General features: G+C 60.4%; 7 protein-coding genes. All 7 read left to right on the top strand.

What is annotated here, in order from left to right; translation table 11 throughout:
- Positions 1-372: hypothetical protein (locus JWR61_RS28180; protein ID WP_301930980.1), on the top strand; the 372-nt coding region annotated here is incomplete at its 5' end.
- A 24-nt stretch (positions 373-396) separates the two neighbouring features.
- A complete protein-coding gene (locus JWR61_RS28175) occupies positions 397-1,602 on the top strand; it encodes a hypothetical protein (protein ID WP_301930979.1) in 1,206 nt (401 codons plus the stop codon).
- Positions 1,603-1,625: 23 nt separating this feature from the next.
- The gene (locus JWR61_RS28170) at positions 1,626-2,645 is read left to right on the top strand and encodes a phage major capsid protein (protein ID WP_301930978.1); all 1,020 of its coding nucleotides are present in this window, start codon (positions 1,626-1,628) and stop codon (positions 2,643-2,645) included.
- A 65-nt stretch (positions 2,646-2,710) separates the two neighbouring features.
- Positions 2,711-3,220 carry a hypothetical protein gene (locus JWR61_RS28165; protein ID WP_301930977.1) on the top strand — a complete coding sequence of 170 codons (510 nt, stop codon included), beginning with the start codon at positions 2,711-2,713 and terminating at the stop codon, positions 3,218-3,220.
- A gap of 67 nt (positions 3,221-3,287) precedes the next feature.
- The gene (locus JWR61_RS28160; RefSeq protein WP_301930976.1) at positions 3,288-4,052 is read left to right on the top strand and encodes a hypothetical protein; all 765 of its coding nucleotides are present in this window, start codon (positions 3,288-3,290) and stop codon (positions 4,050-4,052) included.
- A 5-nt stretch (positions 4,053-4,057) separates the two neighbouring features.
- Positions 4,058-4,792 (top strand): hypothetical protein, encoded by a 735-nt coding sequence (locus JWR61_RS28155; RefSeq protein WP_301930975.1) that lies wholly within the window; start codon positions 4,058-4,060, stop codon positions 4,790-4,792.
- Positions 4,792-5,257, top strand: a 466-nt coding sequence (locus JWR61_RS28150; RefSeq protein ID WP_301930974.1) for a hypothetical protein, incomplete at its 3' end; no start/stop codon positions are given. The genes JWR61_RS28155 and JWR61_RS28150, both read left to right, overlap by 1 nt.

Below are 5,257 nucleotides of genomic sequence, written 5' to 3'. Positions count from 1 at the left end.
GCAAAGCATGTCCGAAACGGAAACAATGAGCCAATGACGCCAGCCTTCCGCGCCAATTACACTGAGATCGACTGGTCCAAGCCAATCGAGATCAGCCGGCCCGAGCCTGGAACCGTCCAGCGTTCCGCCTTCCCATGCCCGCGCATTGCGTCTGACGTGATGGAGCCGGTGCAGTCCATGGCAACGGGGCGGATGCACGACAGCAAAGCGTCCCTACGCGCCGAATACAAGCGCATGGGGATGATTGAAGTTGGAAATGATCCGGCCCGCCTTCGCCCGCGCGTGAAGCCAAAGCCGGATCGCAGGGCTATTCGGCAAACGATCGAGAAGGCGCAGGCGCGGTTTAATCGCGGCGAACGCGTCAACAAGTAACCTTCCTCTCAAACAGGAAATACCATGTCCGATATTGATACCGGAGGCGCATCCGCGCCAGCCGATAGCGCGCCTGTGTCCGCTCCCGAGGCGGAAATTGTCAACCCGCCCGCGCCTGTCTCTGCGGAGCCAATGGCGAAAGAGCCGGAACCCGCCAAACCAGAGCCGACATCCCGCGACGCCTTGAAGCGTGCGGCCGAAAAGGTCGAGGCTGACGAGAAGGCCAAGCCGGAAGCCAAGCCGGCTGAAAAGCCTGCGGCGAAGGTGGATGACAAAGCACCGGCCAAGGTTGATCCGAAAGCCGACAAGCCGAAGGAAGACGCCCCGGCGCGAGATGAGACCGGCAAGTTCGCCTCTAAAACGCCCGCTGAGGCCGAAAAACCCGCCGCTGATGCGCCGAAGGCCGATGCGGCTACGGAACAGGCCAGCAAGGACGCTGCGCCGCACCACGAGCCGCCAGCGCGGTTCACGGCGGAAGCTAAGGCGGCATGGAAAGACGCACCGGAGCACGTCCGCACCGAAACGCACCGCGCCATTACCGAACTGACGCAGGGTATCGAAAAGCATCGCGAAGCCGCCAAGGAATACGAGCCGATCAAGGAATATGGCGAACTCGCGAAGCAGCAGAGAACGAACCTCAAAGCGGCGCTGGACAACTACGTCGGGATTGAGCGTCTGCTGCGGCAGGACGATGTGGCCGGCATCGAACAGATTTGCCAGAACCTCGGCAAAGACCCGCGCGAGATCGCCGCGAAAATCCTTGGCCGCACGCCAGAGCAGCATACCGAGGCAATCGGCGCGCAAATGCGCGAACTGAACGCCAAGGCCGATCATCATTACAAGATCGCCAATCAGCTTCACAGCGAGAATGCGTCGCTCAAGGAAGTTGTTGCGAGCTACCAGACCAAGGAAATCGAATCGTTCAAATCGCAGAACGATCGGTTCGAAGACTTGCTTCCCGAAATGGTCAAACTGATCAACAGCGGGATGGCGAACGATCTTCCCGAGGCATACCGCAAGGCGTCGATCCTCAATCCGTCTGCGGAAAAGCCTCAATCCAATCCTGCGCCGGAAACCCCGGCAAAGGTGCTCTCCGACCCTGCGGCTCAAACCCTCAAGGGATCGAAATCCATCACAGGCTCTCCTTCGAACGGCTCAACCCCGCCTCAAAGGCCGCCCTCGTCCTCCATCAAGGATTCGCTCAAGCGCGCAATCGCGCAAGCGGGCTGATCCGCAATTAAAGGAGCGCCGACATGGCCGCCCTCACCGCAGTTGAAAAAAACCAGGAAATCTTGTCTCTCGCGTTGGAAGATCGTTCGAAGGGGTATCAGGACCTCGTTTCGAACAACAATGCGCTTCTGTCAGTCCTCAAGCGCAAGGGTCTGTGGAAGACCTACAGCGGCCCGAAAATCCGCGAACGGCTGCTCTACAATCAGACCGGCTCGACGGTCTGGTATAACGGGTATGACTTCCTCAACCCCGTGCCGGCCGAGTTGTTCAACGACGCGGAATGGACGCCCAAAATGGCGGCTATCGCGGTTGTCCTGACCAACGAGGAAATTCTCAACAACGAGGGCGCAAATCAGCTCATGGACGTGATGGAGGCGCATATTGACGCCGCCGAGCGTGAGCTGCAGGACGAGGTTGATATCTCGCTCCATGGTGATGGAACCCGCTTTGGCGGCAAGGAACTGACCGGCCTTGCGGCGGCTATTCCGACCGTCGAAGACACGGGCGTTTATGGCGGCATCGATCGCGCCGCGAACGCCATCTGGCGCACCAACACCTATGACGCCGACACTGATTTCCCGACCATCGGAACTCAGGTGACATCGACCACCATCCGGCCGATGCTCAACGTCATCATGACGGCGCGCCAGCGTGGTCGTCAGGCGGCTGATCTCATCCTCATGTCGCCGGAGCATTACGCCGCTCTCGACGCCTCGATGATGGCCAATCAGCGCATCGTCAACGAAAGCGGCATGGCGAAACTTGGCTTCACCGGCATTGAATTTATCAGCGCCGGCCGCCGCACCGAAGTCGTTCTGGACAGTGGCATCGGGTCGAATATGCCCGCCAATACCACCTACCTGATCGACACGGACAGCCTGCGCCTTCGGTATCACCCGGAACGCAACTTCGACAAGATCGGCCGCTCCATGATGCCGATCAATCAGGATGCGGTGGTCAGCTACATCGGGTTCATGGGCGAATTGACGATGACTAACCCCATGTTCCAGAGCAAGCTTTACGACAGCGACACGGCCTCCTGATAGGCGGCTTCCAACCCTCATAGGCGGCTTTCGGGCCGCCTTTTTCTTTCAGGAGATCAGAGATCATGGCTTACGTCTTTCACAATACGAACATCGGCCATCCGCCGATTGCTTCGCATCTGACGACCGGCGCGGGGCGCAGCGTCCCCGGCCCATGGCTTGGCGACATCGCCACGGCGCAGGACCAGACCTACGGGACTGGCGAGTTCATCTATCTCAAGGGCCTCGATACGACGGGGATCGGGACGTGGGTGACGTACAACGCCGACGACTGGTCCACGACCTTGCTTGCTGCCAATGCGATCGGCCCTGTTGCGGTCGCAATGGCGGCGACAGTTACCGGCGAGTACGGCTGGTATCAAATCCAGGGCAAGGCGATCGGCAAGGCGCTGACCGGCTTTCTTGACAATGCGAACGTCTATGCGACCGCCACGGCGGGCAGCGTGGACGACACGGTTGTCGCTGGCGATCTCGTCAAGCGCGCCAAGGGCGCATCGGCCGTGGGCACGCCTTCGGCTGGTCTGGCCGAGTTCGAGATCAGCCGTCCGTATATGGACGACGGCCTGACCGCGTAATCGGTCCAAAACCTTCCATCAACACAAGGGCGGCCTTCGGGTCGCCCTTTTCATTTGAGGGCCTGACATGGCAAACCCCAGCAATCAGATCGTTGCGCGCTTCCGCATTCACACGAAGCAAGACAAGGCCGCGAGCCTCAAGGCTGGCCGGCCTATGTTCAAGGATACCGAAGTCGTTGAAATCCGCTATGCCGGCGAGCGCGGCAAGGTTTCCGTCTTCCCGGCGCATGAAAATGACCCGAACGCCACGCGCGAGGCGGCCAAGGCTGGCGGCGAGGCGCTCACCTACGCTCAGGTCTATGCCGCACAATATCGCCAGTTCAAGGATCAGGTTGAGCAGACCGCCCCCGGCACGCCGCTTGAGGAAGCGCCATTCCTGACGCAGGCGCGACGCAGCGAGCTCAAGGCGCTGAACGTCCGCACGGTCGAAGCCCTTTCGGCTCTGGACGGCAAGAACCTCAAGGCGCTCGGCATGGATGGCCGGGAGCTCAAGAACCAAGCCACGGCCTATCTCGCCAAGGCCAATGATACGGCCGACGTGACGGCTCTTGCGGCGACGGTCGCGGCGCAGCAGCGCCAGATTGCCGACATGCAGGCGTTGCTTGAGGAAGCTAATGGCCGCGCGCCTGCGATGCCGGCTGTTGTCGAGGATGAGGAAATCTCCGAGGAAGCCCCCGAAGGCGAAGACAAAGCCCTTGAGGACTGCACGGTCGAGGAACTGAAAGAATACATCCGCAGCAAGGGCGGGCGTGTTCCGAGCGGCAACGCCTCGAAAGAGACGATCTACAACGCGGCGCTTGAACTCGCCACGATGCCGGGCGACGGCGAGTAAGCCTCTTGACGCTGCTCTCAACCGTCCAGCGGGCGGCCATCCTGTGTGTGCAGGATCGGCCGTCCTCCGCTGCATCGTCCGATCTGCCGAATCCCGTCTTGCTGACGGAACTTGCGCGCATTGACGCGGAAGAATTGGCAGAACGGATCGACTGGCCGCAGTTGTTGACTGAGGCGACGTTTACCACGGTTGCGAGCGTTGCGCAGGCGAGTGCCTTGCCTGCGGATTTCGCGCGCTTTCCGTTCCGCAAGGATGATCGCGGCGCGATTTATGATGTGGCCCGCAAACAGGGCATTGCAGGCCCCGCGACCGAAGAACAATGGCGGACGCTGACCAACGGCTATTCCGGCTGGACGGCATCGTTCCGCATCTTCGGCGATGTGTTGCAGATGGCTCCGGCCCCGTCCGCTGGGCTGTCCATGTCGCTCACCTACATCACGACAAAGCTATACCGCGATGTCGATGGCGTCGCGAAGGACACATGGTCGGCCGATACCGACACTTGCCGCATTCCTGAGAATGTCATTGCGCTGGGCGTGCGCTGGCGCTGGAAGCAGTCCAAGGGCTTCGACTATGCCGAGGATATGCGCTCTGCCGAGGAAGCGATTGCCAGGGCCTCTGGCGTAGCCGCTGGCGGGCGTCGAATGCTGGTTGTGGGCCGCTCTCGCCTGCGCGGCGATACGCCATATGACGGCACGCTTGGCGGCTCTACCTATAACGACGTAGTGGATCAATTCTGATGGCTGCTTTTCAAGATCGGGGCATCATTTGGTCTGATATAGCCGGCAATGTGCCGACGCCAGATGAAATGTCGAGAGATGGGCGCATCGGCATCAATCAGCGCGATGGAAAGCTGTTCACCCGAAGGCCGGATGGGACGGTTAGGACGACGCCACTGAACTTCGATTTAGTCGGCGGTCTCCCTTCGGCCGTTTTGCCACTCTCCGTAGAGGCAGGGGCTGGCGCGGAAAACTCTGCCATTCTGAATGCCTTCTTCGCCGATGGTGGCCAAGCTTCCATTGGCGACCCGAGCCATGCGTCTGCTGTCTATGAGTTCGACGATCCCTTAATTATCAAGTCGGGCGCGACGTTTCTTGCGGTAGGAAATCCGATCCTACGCTATACAGGAACGGGTGGGACGGCCGTGTCGAATGCTTCCACCGCCATTCTGACCGACTTCAAATGGCTTGGCGTAGGTCTCGACG

Source organism: Ferruginibacter sp., from assembly GCF_028288465.1.
In the GTDB taxonomy this organism is placed as follows: domain Bacteria; phylum Bacteroidota; class Bacteroidia; order Chitinophagales; family Chitinophagaceae; genus Ferruginibacter.
Note: the sequence above shows the minus strand (reverse complement) of the source record. Positions and strands in the feature narration are given on the sequence as shown.

Bases quoted from the DNA above. Each gene is read 5' to 3' on its own strand.
- JWR61_RS28160 (WP_301930976.1), top strand. From the start codon at position 3,288: ATGGCAAACCCCAGCAATCAGATCGTTGCGCGCTTCCGCATTCACACG.
- JWR61_RS28175 (WP_301930979.1), top strand. From the start codon at position 397: ATGTCCGATATTGATACCGGAGGCGCATCCGCGCCAGCCGATAGCGCG.
- JWR61_RS28165 (WP_301930977.1), top strand. From the start codon at position 2,711: ATGGCTTACGTCTTTCACAATACGAACATCGGCCATCCGCCGATTGCT.
- JWR61_RS28170 (WP_301930978.1), top strand. From the start codon at position 1,626: ATGGCCGCCCTCACCGCAGTTGAAAAAAACCAGGAAATCTTGTCTCTC.